Raw genomic sequence first — 17987 nt, 5'->3', positions numbered from 1 at the left:
GGAGGCGAAACCTCCACCTAATCGAATACGACCACCTGCTGAAAAGGCGCAGGCAACCAACTGGTTGTCTGCGCCTCAATTTTTTCTCGACAAATTACCCGAGTATCTCTCAAAAAATTCTGAAAGATATTGGGGTGATGTGTCGAGGTATGGATGTGTTTTTTGCACATCTCTTTCCCGGTCGGGAAAAAACATTGAAACTTTAGAAAAATTTTTGCATTTTGGCGGAAAAAGATACTCCTGCCGCTCTCCTCCCGATTTTCGTTGACCATCCACGAATCAACGAAAATTAAAGGAGGAGCCAATATGTTTGACCGAAACAGTGACTATGCTCTGAACAAAAAAGACCCGGACGCCATCGTATGCAAAAGCGCCACCGGAATACATATCCGCCTGACCCGTGCCGACTTCTCCAGTGCGGAGGAGTTTGAAAAATGGAAACGCTGGTCCGATGAAAACTACCACGCGATTGAGAAAGCGGATCACCGGCACAGTAACCGGACAATTTCACTGGAAGGACTGGCTGAACTATCCTTTGCGGTGCTCTCTGCCGAAACGGAGGTCATGGATCAATACGACCAAGAGGAACGGGCCCGCCTATGCCGCCTGTTGGCCGAGGGCCTGGACGCCTGCCTGACTGCGCCTCAACGCCGCCGTCTTTGGCTCTACTGTGTGGAGGGACTGACCATAAAGGAAATTGCGGCGCAAGAGAAGGTCAAACACCAGAATATATCCAAGAGAATATTGGCAGCCAAAAAAATTCTAAAAAAATTTTTGGAAAGGTGGGTGCAAAACGGGACCAAAAACGGCGGTAAGTGAAGGACGAGTTTTATTCCTTCGATCTTTCTGACAACTGAATAGGACGAGCCAGTTACTTGCCGTATTCTGTTGAGCCAAACGCTGGGTGCGCCGGGATCTTCTGCCGGGAAAGGAGGTGACAGCTCCGGCAGAAAGGAGCGAACTACACCAGCAGCGTAACACGGTTTGGCAAAGCCGCAGGCCATGACACAAATACGGGATCATGCTACTTGCGTCGGCTATGCGTCACAGAGTAGGACGCCCCGCCCACGGGAATGGGGGGAGGTTTATTGCCTATGGAGCGGTTGCCACCCGCCGCTGGCTTGTCTATCCTTACTTGCACCTATCAGTGGACACTCCGAATGATATGGCTTTTTGCGTCTCACCGTGAGACGCAAAAGATGGGAGAAGAATATGAAACCTTTGGAGACAAAACAATTTCCGAGTGAAGTAATCACGATTGATGGCTGCACTGTAATTATGCGATATGCAGAAAAGCCTGTCCCCGGTGTGATGGACAAGGTGAAAGACACCCTTGTAAATCAGAACTTTATTGACAAAAATTGCTCTATTTCTTGCAAAAACGACTAAAAAATGCTATAATAATAGTGTAAAGTGTACCTTGACAAATAGATAGAGAAATAGAGAAAACAAGGATACATACACTGTTCCCATAGCGAATGAGGTGTATGTTATGGAAAATGTAGTGCGAGTCGATTGCCTTTATCGTGTATCTACGGTAGGACAGGTTGAGAAAAACGACATCCCTATGCAGAGAGAGTTTTGCCGGGCTTTTATTGCAGAACACCCTAATTGGAAACTTGAAAAGGAAGTGTACGAGAAAGGCGTTTCCGGCTTTAAGAAATCTGCAAAAGAAAGAGACGCCATCCAGGAGCTTCAACGTGACGCGGTAGAGGGAAAGTTTGATATTCTTTTGGTCTATATGTTTGACCGCCTGGGCCGCAAGGATGATGAAACTCCGTTCATTGTTGAGTGGTTTGTGCGAAATGGAATTGAAGTTTGGAGTGCAACAGAGGGACAGCAGCGGTTTGACAATCATGTAGATAAGCTGTTGAACTACATACGCTACTGGCAAGCGTCGGGTGAGAGTATCAAGACTTCTGTACGCACCAAGACCCGGCTGGAGCAGCTTACAGAGAGCGGCTTTTATACAGGCGGCTCTATTGCGTATGGCTATCGCCTGGATAAGCGAGGCCGTACCAATAAGCGGAACAAAGAAGTCTTTGATTTGGCGGTAGACGAAAATGCCGCGAAAATCATTCAACTGATTTTTCACAAGTATGTGAACGAGGGATATGGTGCCCAGCGTCTTTCCCGGTATCTGGAAGAAAAGAAAATCCGCAAGCCTAACGGAAAGAACTTTCCGAATACCTCCATCAATCGTATCATCAAGAATCCTATCTATACGGGAGTAATACGGAATGGGGATGCCCAATCGGAGTTTATTCCAGAATTGCAAATCATCGACCAGGAGACCTTTGACCGGGCACAGAAAATCATGTCTGACAGAACGACACACCATGCAGAAACTCCATTGAACCTAAAAGGACAATCTCTCCTGGTAGGGAATATTTTTTGCGGCCATTGTAAAAATCGGCTAACTTTAACCACTGGAGGCAGGAACCGAGTGCGAAAGGATGGCAGCATTTACCACGACATTCGTGCCAGGTATCAGTGTCACTATAATGTCCGTCATCCGGGAGAATGTGATGGACAGTCAGGCTATGGAGTAAAAAAATTGGATGGGATTATAGACCGGATCGTGCGCTATCAGCTTTCTAAAATCAGTGCCGCATCCGGGGAAGATATTGTTGCGAAACAGAACCGGAAAGCCATCGAATTAGCAAAAGCGAGACACCATCTGGCAACGGTGCAGTTAGCAGAAAAGCAAAGAGAACTGGTTGATTACCAGAATGAAGGAATCAAGGTCATTCGCGGGCAGAGCAAGTTTGATATGGAGTTTCTGAACGAACTTGTCAGCAAAGCGAAGGCCGAGGTAACAGAGCTTGAGGCCGCAGTAGAGGCAGCGAGGGAAGAACTGGACATTCATCTTGCGAACGCTGATGTAGAGCGGAAAGAGTATGAGAAGATAAAGACCTGGGCTGACCTCTATGATAACTGTAACTTTGCTGCCAAGAAGATGATTATTTCCCAGTTCATCAAATCTGTTTATGTCTATCGAGATTACACACTGGAAATTGAATTTAATGTCTCCTTTGAGGAGTTCCGCACAATGGCAACAGAGTGCCAGGATCAGGGAACAAATGAACAACCTTTGGTATATATCACGGCATAAAAAAGACAGGCTTGCGCGAACAAGCCTGTCTTTGGTGGACCCAAAGGGATTCGAACCCTCGACCTCTCGGATGCGAACCGAACGCTCTCCCAGCTGAGCTATAGGCCCATATTATTTCAATGTATTCACTCAACACTCCAGTATTATAGCATAATTAAAACGGTTGTAAAGAGGTTTTTGAAAAAAACTAAAAAGTGATATTGATAAATGGTCGGAAATGATGTATGATATCAAATACAGCCTTCCAGCGGACGGCGCTGATGCGTCCGGTCCAAGGCAAGGCCGCACTAGTCGGGGAGTTAGCGGTGCCCTGTACCTGCAACCCGCTACAGCAGGGATGAATCCCGGCCCCCGGATCTGCGTTGTGTCGTCTGACCCCGGTAAGTAGTGATGATGGATCGGTCCCGCGCAAGGTCGCCCCGTGAACCGTGTCAGGCGGGGAACCGAGCAGCACTAAGCGGACCGCGATCTGTGCCGCGGGGTTCCCGCTCCTGAGCCGGCTGCCAGGGTAACGGGCATAGCGCTGATTCCAAAGGTCGGTGTGCGGTCTTGCCATGAACCGGATGTACAAGGAGGGGCGAAGCGACGCGGCTTTCCGCATCCTCCGCCCCTCTTTTTCACTTTTATGACGAGGTGACCGGCGTGTATCAGGCTTTATACCGAAAATGGCGGCCCCGTACCTTTGACGACGTGGTGGGTCAGGCCCATATCACCGATACGTTGAAGCGGCAGGTGGAGACCGGACGACTCTCTCACGCCTATTTGTTTACAGGTACCAGAGGCACAGGCAAGACTACCTGTGCCAAAATCCTGTCCCGGGCGGTCAACTGTGAGCACCCGGTCAACGGGAACCCCTGCAACCAGTGCCCGTCCTGCCTGGGCATTGAGAACGGCTCTATTTTGGATGTATTGGAGCTGGATGCGGCCTCCAACAACGGCGTGGACCAGGTTCGTGCCCTGCGGGATGAGGCGGTATATACTCCAGCGGCGGTGCGGAAACGGGTGTACATTGTGGACGAGGTCCATATGCTCTCTACCGCGGCATTCAATGCGTTGCTGAAGATCCTGGAAGAGCCTCCTGCACATCTGATGTTTATTTTGGCCACTACAGAGCTGCATAAAGTGCCGGCTACCATCAAGTCCCGCTGTCAGCAGTTCTCCTTCAAGCGCATTCTGCCCGGCGATATCGCTGCCCGGCTGGCCTATGTGGCGCGCCAAGAGGGTCTGGAGCTGAGAGGAGAGGGCGCGGAATTACTGGCCCGGCTGGCGGACGGTGGACTGCGTGATGCCCTGTCCCTGCTAGACCAGTGCGCGATACCGGACGGCCCTATCGGTGTTCAGGAGGTGCTGGACGCCTTGGGGTTGGCTGGGAACCTGGAGACAGCCCGCCTGATGGAGCAGATCGGACAGGGTGATACCGCTGCTGCCCTGGAGACCCTGGCCAGACTGTATGGTGCTGGCAAGGAAGTAGGGAGCCTGCTGGGTGAGCTGTCTGCTCTGACAAGGGATCTTCTGGTACGAAAGACGGCCCCTAAGGGTGGAGCAGCACTGCTGACTGGTGGCTACGACGAGAATACCATGCGGCGGCTGTCCAATCTGTTTCAAACGCCCCGGCTGGCCCAGATGCTGGGTGTGCTCCAGTCTACCATTGCCGACCTGTCCCGCAGCGGCAACCGCCGCACAGATGCTGAGCTCTGTCTGATCCGTCTCTGTGATCCGGTGCTGGATGAGAGTATGGCGGGAATCAATGCCCGTCTGTCCAGAGTAGAGGAACTACTGGCAGGTGGGATACCTACCGCCTGTGCGGTACCGCCTGTACCGCAGAAAAAGGTGCCGGATAGCCGGAGCGGGCAGAAGGATACCCCGCCCAGGGAAGAGGAGCGCCCCCCGCTGCCAGAGGAACCCGGGGAGCGTATCGCTTATGAAGCAGAATCGGAGCCTGCCCCGGCGCCTGTTTCTCGGGTGGAGAAGAAGCCTGCCGATACCCCGGTTATGGCGGCGCCGTCTGGTGATTTGTGGCCAAGGCTGGTGGCTGGGCTTCGGGGAAAGTTCCCGGCAGTCTATCCCTTTCTCAGCAATCCGTCCGCAGTACAGGGCCTGCTGGAAGACAGCGTGTTAACGCTGTGGGTGGATACGGATTTTACCAAAAACATGGTGGGCACTTCTGCAGTGCTGGAAGCGTTGGAAAAGCTGGCTGCTGCGCAGACCGGCCGGGCTGTACGGTGTACTGTAAAGGTGGGTGCACCGCCAAAAACAGCTCCGGCGGCACAACAGCCAGCCGAGCATGATAATCTGGATGATCTGTTGGCAATGGGCCAGCAGTTTGACAACATTATTATTGAAGAATAAAGGAGTTGCGACCTATGGCAAAGGGATTTAACAGCCGCGGATTTGGCGGCATGGGCGGCGGCATGAACATGAACATGATGAAGCAGGTCCAGAAGATGCAGCAGGATATGATGAAGATGCAGCAGGAGCTGGAGACCAAGACCTACACTGCGGCAGCCGGCGGTGGTGCGGTCAGCGCCACTGTGACCGGCAAGCGCGTGCTGGAGAGTGTTACTATTGACCCCGATGCGGTAGATCCTGAGGATGTGGAGATGCTGCAGGATATGATTGTGGCAGCCGTGAATGAGGCGCTGCGTGCGGCGGAGAACGACTCTGCCTCTTCCATGCAGCAGCTGACCGGCGGCCTGAACCTGCCCTTCTGAATTTGAAACGGGAAATGGCCGCCTGTGGGCGGCCATTTCCCATTAAAAGCAATGAACCTGAAAGCGGAGGAACATGAACATGGAGACGGCCAAGGGGTTGCAGACATCGGAACGATTTCGGATCGGTGCGCTGTTGGCGGTAGCAGGTGGCCTGCTGGATGCCTATACCTATTTGATGAGGGGCGGCGTATTTGCCAATGCACAGACAGGTAACATTGTTTTGTTAGGTGTGCGGGCAGTGGAAGGGGACTGGAGCGGTGTGCTACATTATTTGCTGCCCATCCTGGCATTTGCAGCTGGTGTGATCGCCGCTGAGTGTATCAAAGAACGATTGAAGGAAGCACGTGTCGTTCATTGGCGACAGGTCACAGTTTGTTTGGAAATTATCCTGTTGGTGCTGGTGGCTTTTCTTCCGCAGCAGTTGAATGCACTGGCCAATATCATGGTCTCATTTGTATGTGCCATACAGGTAGAGAGCTTCCGAAAGGTCCGCGGTAATGCCTTTGCTACCACCATGTGTACCGGTAATCTGCGCAGCGGCACGGAGCGTCTGTATCAGTTTATCCGTACTGGGGAGAAGGATCAACTTTTGCGGGCCGCACAGTACGGTGGAATCATTCTGTTTTTCATTGGTGGTGCGGCGTTGGGTGCATGGTGCAGCAGCTTTTTAAGTCTCTGCACGGTGGCTGTTGCCTGTGTTCCATTGCTGATTGCATTCCTTTTGATGCGCCATTGATAGAAAGGTGTTTGGACACGGAGTCTTGGTATGTATTTTTCCTAAAGTAAAAAAAGATAAAAAAGAACTTGACAATGGGAATCAAAGCTGGTAAAATACAACCTGTTCCGTCGGTGAACAAACACATTTGGGGGTATAGCTCAGCTGGGAGAGCGCTTGAATGGCATTCAAGAGGTCAGCGGTTCGATCCCGCTTATCTCCACCATGAAAGTACTGGGAAAGTACACGAGAAAGCCTTGAACCCGTAAGGGTTCAGGGCTTTCCTTGTTACTTGGCTAAGTGTCGTGAGGTATTGGCTTTGTAGCCAATACCTCGTGTCTTTTCGTGCCTAATCTTGGCTTTTGATGGGGAGTTCGGAGCGTTGGCTATGGATTTGGCTCCTGGCTACGAGCCAAAAATCGGGGAAATTCCTCATTTTTTAAGTTCATTTGACAACCGTGGACAAAGTTTCTGACCTGTGATAAAGTGTAACTAATCTAGCGGTGATGATTTTGACAAAAAATAGTCACAGGGGGAAATGACCATGGCAGCACCAGTATGGAGCATAGATAACAAAGAGCTGGCAGAACAGCACGTAATAGAAGGCAACAGCTTTCGGCTGGAAGTCGAGCGACTGAAGGATAGATGGAATAACGAAGAAAAAGTTTCAGTCACGGCGTATCGTTTGGGAAACGCTGAACCTGCCCTTTTGGGGACGACACAGCTGGAACCAGTAGACCTTGAGGGCGGCTTGGCAGCGTTTAAGAAATACGGTGTCATGCTCTCCCGATCTGATTGTATCGAAATCGCAAAGTGTATTCGGGAAAACTATTATAGTTTCCATCCCCTCCCCTGCTACGATGGCAGTACCATTGACGAGAGCTGCTTACAGGATATTCTTGAACTGCTGGGCAACATGATTGAGGGCAACCATATTGAAGCTGCCACCGTAAAGCCCCGGCATCTGCCTGACAGCTGCATCATATACCCTATTCCCGTCAAACTCTTTAATGAGGAGATACAGCGGAGCCAGTTTCAAGCGATCACCCCGAAAGCAATCCAGGAGTACCTATATCAAGGCGGATTTACACTGGTAAACCGGGGCAGCTTGGATTATGTGGCCTCCACAGGAGACGGAAAAAGCAAGCAAAAGTGTGTTTGCCTGTATAAAGAAAAAATGAAAGATTTCGTCGAACAAGCTGGGCAAGAAGGGCCGCAGGCATGAGAAACCAGACATTGAGCGCCTTTCCCTACTACGGCGGGAAAGCGGCCCTGGCCCCTGTCATCTGTGATATGCTGGACTACACCAACACAGAAATATTTATTGAGCCCTTTGGGGGCGGCGCCCGTGTCCTGCTCAATAAGCCGAGGCACCCTGTTGAAATTTATAATGACGCCAGCGCCGGTCTCTGTGCGTTTATGCGGTGCATGAGCGACCCTCAGAAAGCTCAGGAGGTCATTTACCGGCTTTATGATACCGACTATACCCCTGAGACCTTCTATGCCGCTGTGAAGCTCAGAAACGAGGAAGAGGACGACTATTTTTCCGAGTTAAAACGCCAGTTCAAACAATATCTGAGCCTGCTAGGCAAGAAATATACAGCTACGGATATGGTTGAAAACTTCCAGTTGCTTCGACAAAGCATAAATAAATGTACGGTACAAATGGACTGGTCACCCCTCCAGCGGCTAAAGTTGAGAGGGACACTGACAGAAACAGAAGTTGCCCAGCTTACCCAGTTTCAGAAGGAGACTGAGGATTTTTTGACACTACTCCGCCCCATCTATGCAGATGTACTACGGGAGCAAAGCGATGAGCTTGCGCCTGAGGCTGTCCATACTTATATTCAAAGACTGTCGGCCCAGGTGAAAAAGTTATCAGCCGAGGTAGAACCTGAAAAGCTTGCCCGGAAAGCTGCATTGGAAAAGAGAATACAAACAATTCAGCATGGGAAGCCAAACCGGATTGACGCAAAGCGGATAGAGGAACAATTCAGACAGCAGCTCTATCAGTCTGCCTACTTCCATACACTTAACAATCATGAATTCAGTTTTGCGGATGATGTTAGTTTAGCGGTTGCAACATGGATCGTTTATACCATGAGCCGTGACGGAATGGGGACTGCATTCAGCCCTCAGAAATTCAAAACCAATGAACAATACCATGCACAAATCAGCAGACTGTATGATGTGGCAGAGCGTATGAATGGCGTACAGGTCAGCCAGTCAGGTGCATTGATGTATCTGATGGAATGTAGTTACTTAAATGACAAAACCGCTTGCTTTTACCTGGATCCTTCCTACCTAGATCCGGAAGATGAGCAAAAGAATTTGGGGAGTGTATATAAACTCTCCTCCGATTACGCAAACCATGAATTGCTGCTCAAAACCATTTGTAACGCAAAGGCAAAAATTGTAATCAGTAACTATGATGTTCCACTATACAACGCATATCTCCAAGCGCCCCAATGGAAGAAATACGAGGTTGATACCAAGACAAGCGTGGGAGGTAAGGCCGACAACTATCGGACGGAAGTAATCTGGAAGAATTTCGATTGACTTTGAACGGCAAGTGTAGTATTCTGATTATGATAATAGTAGCTTTAAGAAAGTTACCGAGTTACTAAGTTACAGATAATCAACACAAAATCCTGTACTCATTTATATGGGTACAGGACTTTCTGCTTTTACCCCTCCCATCTCACCAATCCATAGGTGCATATTCCGGCTATTTCGTCAGCAGTCAAGAGGGCTGTGTCAGCGTTATAGTTTAGTTGTGGTTGAGAGATAGAACTTGACCGATAACTAATTTAAGGAGTGTGTACTATGGATAAGAAGTTCATCATTAACCGGGTTGACCTGGGGCAGAGAGTGACTGGGTATGAGGTCTTTAACCCCGGTGTGAATGGCGGCGAGGTGATTGGTATGACCGCCAAGCAGTTGAGTGAGGCGGTCAAGTCCGGTGAGGTGCTGGGGATGGTGCTGGACGGTAGCGGGGCCTTGAAGCTGGACGAGGCCAAGGGGTTCCGGGCCATCATGGTCAAGACGGGCGTGGGGACTCTGACCAGCACCGACCCGGCAGCGGTGGCAAATCTGATGTACACGGTGTACCACCGGGACGGAGAGAACTACAAGGTAATTTCCTCCCGGTTTGGCCGTCAGACCTTCTGCGCCGATAAGATCAAGGCTCTGCTTGACCTGGGAGCTGTGAATGGTGTGGTGCTGGACGGTGACACCATCAAGTGTGCCTGGGAGTGGGAGGAAATGCCCCAGGGCAAGACAGTGAAAAAATAAGGAAACAGTAAGCGGGTCACCCGGTCAGGGTGGCCCGCTCAGTTTAAAAGGGAGGTGAAGCAGATGTGCCATATTGCAGAGCTGGTGATTGGGGGTTGTGTACTGATTGCCATGACCACCCTGGGAGTGGTGGCGATCCTGGGGGTTCTGGGGGTGCTGGAGAGGACTTTTGGGGTGCTGGGGGGTATGTGGTATGCAGAGGAGGAAAAGGGGGTGAAACAAGCCCCAGAGGGTGAGGAAAAGATGTAAGGGGGCCTTTGGAGCGGCGTAGCCCGGCAGTGAGCAAAAAATAGGGATACTCTGCTGTTCCCAGCATTTTTATATTATAATATTGAGGAGGTGAACAAGTACAAAAGATAAGAAAACTGGTTTTTACATTTGAAAATTAGGATAGACAGTAAGCGATACATGGCTTAGAAGAGTGGGGATACAGTAGAGGCGGTTTGACCAAATTACCAAATTACCAAAAATTTTGTGATAAGAGAGGCGTAGAAAGATAGTGACAACAAGTTTTATGGAAAGGGGGTGTGAAAATGTTTGAAAATTATATTGATAGTAATGAGCCATGGGGAATTTCCAGTACCCAAGAAGATAGTTGGGACCCCAATGCACCGGAAGAGGTGCAGGATGATCTCGAAGACCGTTATGCTAGGATGCTTGATGAACTGGAAAAGAAGGAGCGACTTGAACAGGAGCGGCGGGCATTTGAGGGGAAACGCTTGCAAGGGAAAAATGCCCATGCATATAAGCACGGCTTAGATAATCAAAAAATATACAGTTTAAAAGTAGAAGGAAAATCATACCGTGAAATTGGGCGGCTATTGGGGTGTTCTCCTAATACCGTAAGAAATCGGCTCAATAAGTTTCGCAAGTAAATAGAACATAGGTCCCGAATCTGCACAGACGTATTTTGCACAGGAAATACATAGGTATTTTCAAAGAGAACAAGGCTATATAGAAGAGTTTACAACTAAAAAAATTCTTCTACCGCTACGCCTACATTGGAAATATGGGAGATAGGGATGCACACAGATGTACCCTTCAAATATAAAAAAAGAAAGGAGACTTGATGTTAAATTTAAAAACAGATGTTAATGCCTTGGCTTGCATTTTCTACCTATATGGTTTAGAATGAGGTTACGAGGCAAAAAAATAGTGCGGCAGGGATAGAGGGCGGCAACCCTCTATCCCCTGTACAGGTGTCGTGACCACCATGCACAACTGCGTCAGCAGTACCACATCCACAGTATAATGCAATCTTGTTGAATTAGCAAGGTGCGTTATACGAGTTGTGTAAAGCACATAGCAAGATCATTTCGTGCGTGCATGGGTATCTTTATACCTGTGTGCGCTCTTTTTGTCTCGGCGGCAGAAGCTCAAGGGGAGACAGATTGGCTCTGTCCCCCTTGGGTGGAAGCTGTTGAGAGTCAATAAAAAAGCCGTCACTGTGACGGCACGGGAGGAAAACGTAATGAAAAAGGCGATCATATATGGTATGTCCCTGGCCCTGATTTTATCCATGACAGCCTGCGGTGGTTCCAATGAAAACGCCGCTGATAAGAGCCAGGAAACCAGCACCCCCGAAGTCTCCCAGTCCATGGAGAGCAGTACCCCCACCCCAGAGCAGACCACCCAGACCGCACCCGAAACCACCCCCACCCCGGAGAGCGTTTCCACTCCTGCCCGGGATGATACCACGGAACAGGAGCAGCTTTTCACCGATTGTAGCGAGACCTTATATGCAACCACCACAGTAAATGTACGAGATACATATAGCACCTCTGGTAACAAGTTAGGTAGTTTGGCAAAGGCCCAGGAGATTACAAGAACCGGTATTGGAATCGGGGATGCAGACGGTTGGAGCCGTGTTGTGTTCCAAGGGCAGGAGGCTTATGTCAGCAGTGACTATCTCAGTGCTACCAAGCCACAGGTCAGTAAGCCGAGTACACCTACAGGTGGTTCTTCTAGTGGTCAAACCAGCAAGCCAAGCACTGGCGGACAAATGAGAATACCAACTGAGGAAGAGTTGGATGCAATCAATGATGAAGGCAGGAAGGCGGTTGAAGCGGCAGGCCAAGGTTTGTCAGGACTTTTAAATGCAAACAATGGCGGAAATCCAGATGCTTTTAAAGACAACCAGTCCGTGGGCAACGCAGGTATCAATGTTAATTAAGAGATCATACTTAAGAGGATAAGAGGTACAATCAATTATGAATCGACTGAAAAAGATGCTGTGCGGAATTCTGGTAGCCTGCATGATGTGCGGTTTGCTGGCGGGCTGTGGCTCGGATGGTATTCCTGAGACAGGCTATGTGCATTTCAATACTTCCGGTGGTGGAGTTTGGAATATGTATGGCTGGATGACTCAGGATGAGCTTGACTGGTACAAGGAAAATGCCATTGACAGCTACCAGCAGTATTATGCAGACAAGGTGACCGACCTCAGGGTGGTAGGTAATGACGGTAAAACGTATGTAGCTCTGGACAATGAGGAGAATTTCAGCAATGTGCAGTCTATCCTCTACGCCTTTGAGAACGACTATCTGCTGGAAAACATCTCTGCTGGTATGACCACGGAAAATGGTCAGAATTATATGAATATCAGCTTTACAGTCAAGAGCCAGCCTGAATTTGATGCTCGAATTGAGAAGGAAATTGCGGAGCAGTATCCTCATATTGGACCTGTTGAAGTCGCAGATCAGCAGGCCGCAGATGCCCGAGCCAATAAGCTGGTAACCAGTTTTGCTGAGTTTGACTTTACTTTCCCTGGTGAAGTGACAGTTAGCGGCAACTCCAACATTGTGAAAAGGACTGGCACCAACACTGCCCATATTACCCTGGATCTTCAGGATAAGAAGGAGACCATTACCATCAAGGGCAGTTTGACTGATAACGGTAATGGTACGGTTACCCCTCCTGCTCAGGGTAGCTTGGATAACTTTAAGAAGGTCAACACCTACAACGGCCAGTTTACCGATGTTCCCGCCAATGCCTGGTACAAGAAGGACATGGCTACTGCCTATGAGCTTGGTCTGGTGTCTGGTACTTCTGCCAACTCCTTTAATCCCAATGGGCAGCTAAGCATTACGGAGGCAATGGTGCTTGCGGCTCGTGTTCGTTCTATTTATAACGGTGACAACCATGACTTTACTGCTAAGGCGGGCGAATACTGGTTTGATCCCTATTTTGATTATGCATTTGAGCAGGGGATCATCAATGAGGGCACCTTCCATCTGCTGAATGGTGGCTTTACCAATATGAGTTCTGGAACGCCTGATTATGGCCCCATTACCCGTTCCAGTATGGCTTATCTGTTTGCCAGCGCACTGCCCGATACTTGCTATCCTGCCATCAAGAACGTGACCAACATTCCCTATGACAAGACGGATGGAAAGCCTGGCTATGCAACTTGGTGTTTGCCCATTGAGCTTTGTGATTCCGCAATCTACAAGCTGTACAATGCAGGTATTCTTAACGGTGAGGACAGCAAGGGAACCATGAGTGTTTATAAGTATATTACCCGGGCAGAGGTTGTTACTATTCTCTCCCGTGTAGTAGACATTGACTCCCGTAAGTAACACCATTTCCTTGAGACTCCTGACAGTTTGCAGAACTGTTTGTCGGGTAAAAGACGGGAAGTCTCCTGTGAAATGGTTGTGCCCTTTGGAGATAGCCCGGAAAGAAAGGTGGCAAGACAAGGAAGTCAGGCACAACCACAATTTTAAAGAGAGAAAGGGAACATGGATTATGAAAAGAATTGTTGCTCTGTTTTCGGCTGTGGTTCTGTGCATGGGACTGGCTGTCCCGGCAATGGCAGCTGGTGGATATGGCCCATATTCAGTAAAGGATAGCGCCGGAAAGGATTGGTCATTTACCTCTGCCAAGGTGGAGGAGCGGACCATTACGCTGGACTGGTTTGGCGAGACCATGGAAGAAAAGGCTTCCGTTATTGTGGTAGAGCCTGGCAGCAGCATTACTTACTCCGAAGGCTATGGTACCTATATGGAGTACATCAAGAACGGTGATCGTTATGCTCCTGTGGAGGCCACTGTGGGAGAGATCAGTGAGACAGTAACTACTAATGAGCTGTTCCGGGACAACATTGGCATGATCAGCTTCTCCACGGGCACAAACTTTACCGAGGTTTATGTGGTCTTGGGGGACGGCTCTAGCCAGCCTCAGCCTGACAACGGCTTTTCCGATGTTGCCGCCAATGCCTGGTATGCTGAGCCTGTCAAGTGGGCAGTAGAGAAGGGCATTACCAGCGGTACCAGCGCCAATACATTTTCTCCTGATATGACCTGCACCACTGCTCAGATTTTGACCTTCCTGTGGCGTGCCAATGGGTCTCCCGCCCCCACGATCAACAACCCCTTTACCAATATGGCAAATGACGCTTACTATGCAAGTGCCGCTGTGTGGGCCTATGAGAAGGGGCTGGTTTCCGGTTCTTCTTTTGAAGGCGATACCCCCTGCACTCGCAGCGCCACTGTGACCTATCTGTGGAAGCTGGCGGAAAAGCCTGTTGTAGCGGCTGCTGATTTTACCGATGTAGCCGCTGACGCAGAATATGCTCAGGCAGTGGCTTGGGCGGTGCAGCAGGGAATTACCGCTGGTACCAGCGCCAAAACATTTTCTCCTGATATGACCTGTACCCGTGGTCAGATCGTCACCTTCCTGTATCGTGATATGGCATAATGAATAGAGTGACCGCCCCACCTAAACGCAGGTGTGGGCGGTCATTTTTATAGGCGCTGTGTTTAGTTGGGTACTGTAGACTCTGAGCAAGTAGCGTGTGGGGCGGCAATTCGTCCGATTAGAAAGCATATATGTGCAACTTTGCAAATTAAGAGTATATCCTTGTTAAATACTCCATTTACAGATGGAGTATATTTTTTATTGGGAGGGAATTTAGCCATGATGAGTGGTATGTATGTGGTTCAGCGGGGTCAGCAGTATGCAATATTCACGCCCCAGGGCATACAGGTGGGGTATTTGTTCCTGGGGCAGGATGGCCAGTAGTCTATGACAACGGTATGCGACTCTCGCAGCTCTATGATGGGCGTCATTTTCCGCAGTATTTCTATGAGCCTCCCCTGCTGACCCTGACGGTACAGCAGAGTATCACAGTACAACGCAGGAGGCTATGGGTACTATGTGATGATTGATCACGGTAATGGGCTCTCGACGCTCTACGGTCATAACTCCAGACTGCTCGTTCAGGTAGGCCAGACCGTAGAGGCTGGAGATATCATCGCACTCTCTGGCTCTACCGGCCGTTCCACCGGGCCTCATCTGCATTTCGAGGTTCGTGTGGACGGTGAACAAACTGACCCTCGTGCTTATCTACCTACAGCGGGAGGGTAAAATCACGAGTCGTAGTGATGAGAAAGGAGGATGGAAGTGAAAAATATAGCTCCTGAACAGCTCGCACTGCTCTCCCAGCTGGAGGAATTCAGAAAAAGACATGAGAGCAAAAGCGAGCCTTCTGATTGGGCCATTCGCATGTGTCAGGCCATTGTGGAGCATAGTCTGGGGTTTACCGACCGGAACCAATGGACGGACTTGCTGAAAAAACAGGGTGAAACTCTGTTCAATTTTGAATGGACGGAAGGCAGCGTCAGCGAACATGTGATCCGCTGGTGCAAGGAAACTGGTCGTGATTGGCGGTACAGCCATCTGGGCGAGTTGCAGGTTGCCAGCGGCGGTGAGTGGCGGCGCATCGATTACGAATGCGGCGAACACGCGCAGACCAGGGTGTTCCTCGCTCCAAAACCGTTGCCCGAACAGGAACTGAAAGCACTCGCGCAAGAGCCTGCCATCCGGCTGAGGAATCTGCTGGAACTCGGCCTGCCGGAGCATGATGTGTATCTGGTCCACACCACTGCCGATGTCGGATGGGTGCCTGCGGCAGAACTGACCCAGCTGAGCGACCGTGGGAAGGAGCAGTTTGCCGAACTCCTGGATGCCAAGGTTTCCGCTGTACGCTCCGGTCCCTACGGGACAGAACTGGTTCTTGCTGGCGTAGACCCTCAGTTGTTGGTCCAGTATGACCAGGCAATCGCGGACTGTGCCAGAGCAGAGAGTGCCATGAAGATGTTTATGTGAGGAGGATGTATATGAAAAAAACAAGTATCAGCATCGACATGGAAGCGGAAAAGCTGCGGGCGCTCCGGTTCTATACAGAGAAGAAGGAAACGACTTTGGAAACGGAGCTGGAGGATTTTCTCGCCAAGCTCTACGAAAAGTATGTTCCGGCTCAGACCCGTGAATATATCGAGAGCATGGAGGAACCTGCTGAACCTCCACGCCCCCGCATCAAACGCCAGCCCCGCACTCCGGTCGATACGCCCACTGCGGTGAGCGAGGAGGTGGTGTAATTGGACTCTGTTTCTATCGAACTCTGGCTGGACAAGCGCCAGCTTGCCGCACTGGAGCAGGCTCTGACCGAAGACGGAACCACCGTCGAGAGAACCATGCAGGAGCAGCTCAATGAACTTTACGCTCAGCGTGTTCCGCTGGAGCAGCAGGAGAAGATCCAACAGGCGCTGGATGCCGAGCGGCTTGAAAGCCAGCGAAACGCTGAAGCCAGTGCCCGGTATGCAGGACTCCACATCACGGAGAACGGGCAGGAACACTATCTCTCCACCAAAAGCGGCCAGGAATTTTTGGATATGGCGATCCTCATGCGACGCTATGTGCGCGGCACATTCGGTGACAAAGAAAAGGGATTCGCCCGGTGTATCTATGGTGCAGAGGAGATTTCACCTCAGCGGTTTGAGCAGCTGGCCGCATGGAGGCTGGAGAATTTCGGCAAAGTCACCGGTCTGGTGGAGATCGACTTTGACAAAGGACTTCTCTCCGCCCTCAATATTATGGATGGCTGGCAGAGCTTCCGGCTCAAAGATGTGTCCTCCGCCGCCTACTTTGCGGACAAGGGCGGCCATGTGAACAAGGAGGTTCGCTGGAATATTTTCCTCTCCCGGCTGGAGGGCAAGCAGCTCACCAGCCATACGCAAGCCCCAGTCGAGCTCCACGGCTCACGCAGATTGCGTCCAGAGGAAATCATTTTCTCCGACGAGATCTCCGAGCTCGACGGCCGATTGAACTTCTACATGGACTGCTCTTTCAATCCCGATGAGGTCTTTGGAACCCATGTAGATTCGGCGGACAACAACAACTGGCTCAATATCTATGCCGAATATGACCTGGAGAACAGCCAGGTATGCGACGCTCTCAAAGTCATCCTCTGCCGTGAGGATGGCTTTGATTACTGTGAAGGTGTCCAACAGCCGTCCTTCTGCCGGGTTGACAGTCACTGTAACATTGACTCCCGACGAGGGCTACAAGGCCGATGGTGTTACCGTTACCGATGCCAAGGGGAACGCCGTTGCCGTGACTGACAAGGGCGACAGCAAGTATACCTTCAGAATGCCCAGAAGCAATGTCACCGTGAAGGCCTCCTTCACTAAGGACGATACCCCCGTGGAGACCGGCCTGCCCTTCACTGATGTGAAGTCCGGCGACTGGTTCTATGAGGCGGTGAAGTACGTCTATGATAATAAGCTGATGGACGGCATCTCCACCACCACCTTTGCTCCCCTCATGACCACCAACCGGGCCATGGTCGTCACCATCCTGTGGCGGCTGGAGGGTCAGCCTGAGACCGACGCCACCCTGCCCTTCACCGACGTGGAGAGCGGCGTGTGGTACACCGACGCTGTGAACTGGGCTGCCTCCAAGGGCATCGTCAAGGGCTACAGCGACACCGTGTTTGCCCCCAACGACACCGTGACCCGCGAACAGCTGGCCACCATCCTGTACCGCTACGCTGAGTACAAGGAGTACGACGTGTCCGCTAAGGGCGACCTGACCACCTTCGCTGACAGCACCGGTACCTCCTCCTGGGCCGCTGAGGCTATGGAGTGGGCGGTAGGCTCCGGCTTGCTCACCGGCAAGGACGGCGGCAAGCTGGATCCCACCGGCACCGCCACCCGCGCTGAGATTGCAACCATCCTCATGCGGTTTGCGGAAAACGAGAAATAAGCATCTGCCAACAGGCGTTTCTCCTCCGAAAGCGGGGCGGAAGTTTTTGACTTCCGCCCCGCTTTTATTTGAACTCCGCAATGGGATTTCGCAGAGTTTTCTTGCT

Annotated in this window: 18 protein-coding genes, 2 tRNA genes, 1 other RNA gene and 1 pseudogene; 21 read left to right on the top strand and 1 reads right to left on the bottom strand. The window is 50.8% G+C overall.

Annotated features, from left to right (window positions below):
• The first annotated feature begins 264 nt into the window (after positions 1-264).
• The 3 genes from B5G06_RS00740 to B5G06_RS00735 all read left to right on the top strand — a co-directional run bounded on the left by B5G06_RS00740 (position 265) and on the right by B5G06_RS00735 (position 3115).
• The gene (locus B5G06_RS00740) at positions 265-819 is read left to right on the top strand and encodes an RNA polymerase sigma factor (RefSeq protein ID WP_242955289.1); all 555 of its coding nucleotides are present in this window, start codon (positions 265-267) and stop codon (positions 817-819) included.
• 393 nt (positions 820-1212) lie between these two features.
• Positions 1213-1389: a hypothetical protein gene (locus tag B5G06_RS13975; RefSeq protein ID WP_158094648.1), complete on the top strand. Its 177-nt coding sequence runs from the start codon at positions 1213-1215 to the stop codon at positions 1387-1389.
• A gap of 103 nt (positions 1390-1492) precedes the next feature.
• On the top strand, positions 1493-3115 hold the full coding sequence (locus B5G06_RS00735; RefSeq protein ID WP_087187192.1) for a recombinase family protein: 1623 nt from the start codon (positions 1493-1495) through the stop codon (positions 3113-3115).
• Between the two features lie 32 nt (positions 3116-3147).
• On the opposite strand, the gene B5G06_RS00730 is transcribed toward B5G06_RS00735, so the two are convergent.
• A tRNA-Ala gene (locus B5G06_RS00730) sits at positions 3148-3223 on the bottom strand.
• 174 nt (positions 3224-3397) lie between these two features.
• Between B5G06_RS00730 and ffs the strand changes: the two genes are divergently transcribed.
• The 18 genes and pseudogenes from ffs (at position 3398) to B5G06_RS00640 (ending at position 17881) form a co-directional block, all read left to right on the top strand.
• Positions 3398-3662, top strand: an RNA gene (ffs, locus tag B5G06_RS00725) — signal recognition particle sRNA large type.
• 95 nt (positions 3663-3757) lie between these two features.
• Positions 3758-5464: a DNA polymerase III subunit gamma/tau gene (gene dnaX, locus B5G06_RS00720; protein WP_087187191.1), complete on the top strand. Its 1707-nt coding sequence runs from the start codon at positions 3758-3760 to the stop codon at positions 5462-5464.
• Between the two features lie 14 nt (positions 5465-5478).
• The gene (locus B5G06_RS00715; protein ID WP_087187190.1) at positions 5479-5826 is read left to right on the top strand and encodes a YbaB/EbfC family nucleoid-associated protein; all 348 of its coding nucleotides are present in this window, start codon (positions 5479-5481) and stop codon (positions 5824-5826) included.
• Positions 5827-5905: 79 nt separating this feature from the next.
• Positions 5906-6562, top strand: a complete 657-nt coding sequence (locus tag B5G06_RS00710) for a YoaK family protein (protein ID WP_242955288.1) — start codon at positions 5906-5908, stop codon at positions 6560-6562.
• 129 nt (positions 6563-6691) lie between these two features.
• Positions 6692-6767: transfer RNA gene (locus B5G06_RS00705), tRNA-Ala, on the top strand.
• 318 nt (positions 6768-7085) lie between these two features.
• Positions 7086-7766, top strand: coding sequence for a hypothetical protein (locus B5G06_RS00700; protein WP_087187188.1), 681 nt, complete (start codon positions 7086-7088; stop codon positions 7764-7766).
• Complete coding sequence (locus tag B5G06_RS00695; protein WP_087187187.1) at positions 7763-9100, top strand: DNA adenine methylase; 1338 nt, start codon at positions 7763-7765, stop codon at positions 9098-9100. The genes B5G06_RS00700 and B5G06_RS00695 overlap by 4 nt, the downstream gene beginning before the upstream one ends.
• A 267-nt stretch (positions 9101-9367) precedes the next feature.
• A complete protein-coding gene (locus tag B5G06_RS00690) occupies positions 9368-9835 on the top strand; it encodes a hypothetical protein (protein ID WP_087187186.1) in 468 nt (155 codons plus the stop codon).
• A 63-nt stretch (positions 9836-9898) separates the two neighbouring features.
• Positions 9899-10084 (top strand): hypothetical protein, encoded by a 186-nt coding sequence (locus B5G06_RS00685; protein WP_087187185.1) that lies wholly within the window; start codon positions 9899-9901, stop codon positions 10082-10084.
• A gap of 284 nt (positions 10085-10368) precedes the next feature.
• Positions 10369-10710, top strand: coding sequence for an RNA polymerase sigma factor (locus B5G06_RS00680; protein WP_087187184.1), 342 nt, complete (start codon positions 10369-10371; stop codon positions 10708-10710).
• Between the two features lie 596 nt (positions 10711-11306).
• Positions 11307-12008, top strand: a complete 702-nt coding sequence (locus B5G06_RS00675; protein WP_087187183.1) for an SH3 domain-containing protein — start codon at positions 11307-11309, stop codon at positions 12006-12008.
• A 37-nt stretch (positions 12009-12045) separates the two neighbouring features.
• Positions 12046-13413, top strand: a complete 1368-nt coding sequence (locus tag B5G06_RS00670; RefSeq protein ID WP_087187182.1) for an S-layer homology domain-containing protein — start codon at positions 12046-12048, stop codon at positions 13411-13413.
• A gap of 169 nt (positions 13414-13582) precedes the next feature.
• Positions 13583-14533: an S-layer homology domain-containing protein gene (locus B5G06_RS00665; protein WP_087187181.1), complete on the top strand. Its 951-nt coding sequence runs from the start codon at positions 13583-13585 to the stop codon at positions 14531-14533.
• A gap of 423 nt (positions 14534-14956) precedes the next feature.
• A pseudogene (locus tag B5G06_RS00660) lies at positions 14957-15202 on the top strand (M23 family metallopeptidase); the annotation flags it as partial.
• Between the two features lie 30 nt (positions 15203-15232).
• Entirely contained in the window at positions 15233-15943 is a 711-nt protein-coding gene (locus tag B5G06_RS00655; RefSeq protein WP_087187180.1) for a hypothetical protein, read from the top strand.
• Positions 15944-15954: 11 nt separating this feature from the next.
• Entirely contained in the window at positions 15955-16215 is a 261-nt protein-coding gene (locus tag B5G06_RS00650; protein WP_087187179.1) for a DUF6103 family protein, read from the top strand.
• Positions 16216-17238, top strand: coding sequence for a hypothetical protein (locus tag B5G06_RS13970; protein ID WP_158094647.1), 1023 nt, complete (start codon positions 16216-16218; stop codon positions 17236-17238).
• Complete coding sequence (locus B5G06_RS00640) at positions 17144-17881, top strand: S-layer homology domain-containing protein (RefSeq protein WP_242955294.1); 738 nt, start codon at positions 17144-17146, stop codon at positions 17879-17881. The genes B5G06_RS13970 and B5G06_RS00640 overlap by 95 nt, the downstream gene beginning before the upstream one ends.
• Positions 17882-17987 lie beyond the last annotated feature (106 nt).

Origin of the sequence: Flavonifractor sp. An52 (genome assembly GCF_002159385.1) — a bacterium.
Classification (GTDB): domain Bacteria; phylum Bacillota; class Clostridia; order Oscillospirales; family Oscillospiraceae; genus Flavonifractor; species Flavonifractor avicola.
This window is presented reverse-complemented; position numbering and strand designations above follow the sequence as displayed.

Coding starts and splice junctions, on each gene's coding strand:
- B5G06_RS00655 (WP_087187180.1), top strand. CDS start 15,233: ATGGAAGTGAAAAATATAGCTCCTGAACAGCTCGCACTGCTCTCCCAG.
- B5G06_RS00695 (WP_087187187.1), top strand. CDS start 7,763: ATGAGAAACCAGACATTGAGCGCCTTTCCCTACTACGGCGGGAAAGCG.
- B5G06_RS13975 (WP_158094648.1), top strand. CDS start 1,213: ATGAAACCTTTGGAGACAAAACAATTTCCGAGTGAAGTAATCACGATT.
- B5G06_RS00670 (WP_087187182.1), top strand. CDS start 12,046: ATGAATCGACTGAAAAAGATGCTGTGCGGAATTCTGGTAGCCTGCATG.
- B5G06_RS00650 (WP_087187179.1), top strand. CDS start 15,955: ATGAAAAAAACAAGTATCAGCATCGACATGGAAGCGGAAAAGCTGCGG.
- B5G06_RS00700 (WP_087187188.1), top strand. CDS start 7,086: ATGGCAGCACCAGTATGGAGCATAGATAACAAAGAGCTGGCAGAACAG.
- B5G06_RS00690 (WP_087187186.1), top strand. CDS start 9,368: ATGGATAAGAAGTTCATCATTAACCGGGTTGACCTGGGGCAGAGAGTG.
- B5G06_RS00675 (WP_087187183.1), top strand. CDS start 11,307: ATGAAAAAGGCGATCATATATGGTATGTCCCTGGCCCTGATTTTATCC.
- B5G06_RS00685 (WP_087187185.1), top strand. CDS start 9,899: ATGTGCCATATTGCAGAGCTGGTGATTGGGGGTTGTGTACTGATTGCC.
- B5G06_RS00710 (WP_242955288.1), top strand. CDS start 5,906: ATGGAGACGGCCAAGGGGTTGCAGACATCGGAACGATTTCGGATCGGT.
- B5G06_RS00680 (WP_087187184.1), top strand. CDS start 10,369: ATGTTTGAAAATTATATTGATAGTAATGAGCCATGGGGAATTTCCAGT.
- B5G06_RS00715 (WP_087187190.1), top strand. CDS start 5,479: ATGGCAAAGGGATTTAACAGCCGCGGATTTGGCGGCATGGGCGGCGGC.
- B5G06_RS00665 (WP_087187181.1), top strand. CDS start 13,583: ATGAAAAGAATTGTTGCTCTGTTTTCGGCTGTGGTTCTGTGCATGGGA.
- B5G06_RS00735 (WP_087187192.1), top strand. CDS start 1,493: ATGGAAAATGTAGTGCGAGTCGATTGCCTTTATCGTGTATCTACGGTA.